The sequence below is a fragment of the Rahnella ecdela genome (assembly GCF_019049625.1).
Classification (GTDB): domain Bacteria; phylum Pseudomonadota; class Gammaproteobacteria; order Enterobacterales; family Enterobacteriaceae; genus Rahnella; species Rahnella ecdela.
Genome location: NZ_JAFMOY010000019.1, coordinates 1 through 255, shown reverse-complemented (window position 1 = coordinate 255; position 255 = coordinate 1). Strand labels below are relative to the sequence as shown.

1 protein-coding gene is annotated in these 255 nt (G+C 47.1%); it reads left to right on the top strand.

The window, feature by feature from the left end; genetic code table 11:
• Nucleotides 1-255 (top strand): sulfatase-like hydrolase/transferase (locus J1784_RS00090; RefSeq protein ID WP_217147566.1); only part of this gene is annotated, 255 nt, incomplete at both ends.

The following is a 255-nucleotide window of genomic DNA, read 5'->3' as shown; positions in this document are numbered from 1 at the left end:
ATGACATTGGTTACTGGAATTTAAGTACCTATAACCAGGGAATGCTTGGATATAAAACGCCTAACATTGACAGTATTGCCAATGAAGGTGCGAAGTTCACGTCCTACTACGCTGAACAGAGCTCAACTGCCGGGCGTTCTTCGTTCATTACCGGGCAGATGCCTTTCCGTACAGGCATGAGTAAAGTGGGTATGCCTGGCGCACCGCAAGGGTTGCAGAAAGAAGACCCGACCATTGCCAATATTCTTAAACAAC